The sequence below is a fragment of the uncultured Eudoraea sp. genome, from assembly GCF_947258525.1.
Classification (GTDB): domain Bacteria; phylum Bacteroidota; class Bacteroidia; order Flavobacteriales; family Flavobacteriaceae; genus Eudoraea.
In genome coordinates this window covers 1-3,028 of record NZ_CAMYIP010000179.1, presented here as the reverse complement: position 1 = coordinate 3,028, position 3,028 = coordinate 1, and the positions used below count along the sequence as shown (strand labels likewise).

The following is a 3,028-nucleotide window of genomic DNA, read 5'->3' as shown; positions in this document are numbered from 1 at the left end:
AATTATGCGCAACATAACGGGTTATGGAGGAATGACCATTGCTTTTAATGAACTACCCAAAGGAACTGACTTTACACCTTTGCTTCAAGGACTAAAAAACAACAGTTGCCATTGCCCACATTGGGGCTATATTGTTGAGGGTGCAATACGGCTAATTTATGATGATAAATCTGAAGAAATTGTCAAAAAAGGGGATGTGTTTTACTGGCCTGCAGGACATACTGCCATTGTTGAAGAAGATGTAAAAATAATTGATTTTAGCCCAGAGAAGGAGTTTGGTGAAGTGATGGAGCATATAGGTAAAAAAATGGCGGAACTGGAAGAATAAATTAAAATAAACCTACCGAGAACAAAAGCTATTATTCTAAACTGGCTATTGGCCAGTATAACAACATAGCCACACCACTGTGGCATATAATTAAATACTATGAAATTAATAAACATTACAATTTTATTCCTAGGGGTTTTAATGGCTGGCTGTAATACCCCTGCACCTAAAGGTAATCCGATAACTGAAATGTATCCTGAAGAACAGGAACAAATCAAGAATATAGTCTACGATATTTTCGAAGTAGCTAAAGTAAAAGATATGGATAGTTTGGATTCCTATCATCTAAGAGGGCCTAAATTCACCAAATTTGATGATGGTGATTTACCTCAAAGACAGGATTATGAAATGGCAAAAACAACAGAGGAAGATTTATTCACAAATGTCACTGAATTTAATTACCAACCTCCTGATGTTAAGGTGGATGTTTTGGACGATGTAGCTATTGCAAGTTTTATCCTTGATTGGGGTGCAACAATCGATGAAAATACGTTTTCAGGAAAAAGTAGAAGCTCATTAGTATTTGTAAAAGAAGATGGACGATGGAAAATTGTACATGAGCATTTTTCACCGTATATCGAGATTAAACTATAAATTTCGATAACTTCATATTAAGGGCATCATAAGATGTTAACAAATGGTCAGATTCCTTAGGCCAGCAGTGTTTTTTACTGTCGGCGTTTGAGTCAGATAATTTATTAGGAATAAACAATCGTCCAACTTATAAAGTTTTGCCGAATCGTTATGTGTAATTAATATTAATTAATCGCAAGTCTTATTTAGAGCCAGCAGAAGTTGATTAAATTAATTATCTTAACATAGAATGAAGGAACATAGTACTGTGGATAATCTTGATAGACTCATTTCAATAATCATTTATGCAGATATTGTTGGATACTCCTCCATGATGCAAGAAGATGAGGAACTGGCATTATCAAAACTTAGGCACTTTGAAGAAGTTTTAAAACTTCAGTCAAAAAAATATGATGGTGAAATAGTCAAGGCTTATGGCGATGGGTGTCTCATGTTATTCCCAAGTGCCGTAAGTGCCATAAAATGTGCTATAAGCATACAAAATAATTTAAGAGAAGAACCCTATGTGCCTCTACGTATAGGTATACATATTGGAGAAATAGTGCGTAAAGGCCAGGATATATTTGGGGATGGTTTAAATATTGCCTCTCGTATTGAATCTATGGGTGTGGCCAATTCTGTTTTAATTAGTTCTGATATCTATTTTCAGATTAAGAATCACCCCGAAATCAAAACGGTTAAACTTGGTGATTTTGCCTTTAAAAATTTTATTGATTCTTGGAGCATTCTTATTATACAATCTTTCAGACTATAATTTCAAAAAAACAAAAACTGAACCCTCTGAGGGATCTGAAATATCCATTGCTGTTCTTCCGTTGCAAAACCTGAATGAAAATGAAAACCTGGAATACTTTTCGGATGGCGTGACTCAGGAAATCATCGATGAGCTTGCAAAAATCAAAACCATTGCAGTATTGGCATTTTCCACATCAATCCATTACAAAAAATCTACAATAACACCTATCGACATAGCGAATGAATTAAACGTTAATTATATAATATCGGGAAGCTCCAGGGTCTTCGGGGATAGCATTAGACTCTCCATAGAACTTTTCAACCCACATTCAAATGAAAGAATATGGAACGAGTCTTTTAATGAGGTGATGAAAAATGCACCATCTATACAATTATCAATCGCAAAGCAAGTTGCCAAAAGTCTCAACATAGAATTGACAACGGAGGAGGAGATATCATTAGCCAAAGTAAATACTGATAATGGTGAAGCGTTTAAATTATTTCTAAAATCAAAATCTGAATTTATGAGTCTAACACCAGAAGGATTTTCAGAAAGTATTGAGATGTTAGAAAGAGCAATTCACCTTGATCCTAATTATTCACAGGCCTATACGTTATTGGCTTTTGTCTTAGATTTTCAAACAGGATCATGGTTTGGCGGTGACCGATCAGCATCAGAAACAGTACGTATAACCTCTCCTTACATTGAAAAATCAATTTCGCTTAACCCAAAAAGTTCTGACATTTATTTGGTCAGGGCTCACTCAAACCTTTATGTAAAAGGCTTGATACGTGATGCTAAAAAAGATGTAGAGTACGCTTTGGCATTGAATTCCTGGCCAAAAACTCCTACTACGTACTGTATCTGTACTGTTGTGTCTACTTATGTTGCGCTTGGGGACCTTCAAAAAGCTAAAGAATTGGCGAACCTTGGAAGAGAGGTTGACCCTGGTAATGTTTTTATTTGGTGGGATCGAGCAAGTATTCATATGATAGAGGGAGAAATGCAAAAGGCACAGGCACTTTATGAAGAAGCCCTACAACTTATGGATATCCCATTTTTCCAATTTTTCGTTGGTTTAAGTTATTATCATGACGGTCAATTTACAAAAGCGTTAAAACACTTTGAACAGGCATTTGAATCGGACGAAATTCCTATCAACTACAATGTAGCATATTTATCCAATTCGCACTATATGCTTGGTAATACAGCAGAAAGTGAACGATACCGTCAGGAATTAGAAAGGAGAATAGCTTCAGGTGCACATCAAGTCAATCTGGCCATGGCAATGATCTCAGCTGTGCAGAGTAACGTTGATGAAACTTTGACCTGGCTCGAAATGGCTCAGGAAAAAAATGAGTATCCTATGG

Annotated in this window: 4 protein-coding genes; all 4 read left to right on the top strand. The window is 35.9% G+C overall.

Annotated features, from left to right (window positions below; all coding sequences use genetic code 11):
- A partial coding sequence (locus tag Q0X89_RS13245) for a hypothetical protein (protein ID WP_297694947.1) occupies positions 1-328 on the top strand: 328 nt, incomplete at its 5' end.
- Positions 329-427: 99 nt separating this feature from the next.
- Positions 428-922 carry a nuclear transport factor 2 family protein gene (locus Q0X89_RS13240; RefSeq protein WP_297694945.1) on the top strand — a complete coding sequence of 165 codons (495 nt, stop codon included), beginning with the start codon at positions 428-430 and terminating at the stop codon, positions 920-922.
- 229 nt (positions 923-1,151) lie between these two features.
- Positions 1,152-1,676: an adenylate/guanylate cyclase domain-containing protein gene (locus Q0X89_RS13235; RefSeq protein ID WP_297694943.1), complete on the top strand. Its 525-nt coding sequence runs from the start codon at positions 1,152-1,154 to the stop codon at positions 1,674-1,676.
- Positions 1,615-3,028: hypothetical protein (locus Q0X89_RS13230; protein ID WP_297694941.1), on the top strand; the 1,414-nt coding region annotated here is incomplete at its 3' end. The genes Q0X89_RS13235 and Q0X89_RS13230, both read left to right, overlap by 62 nt.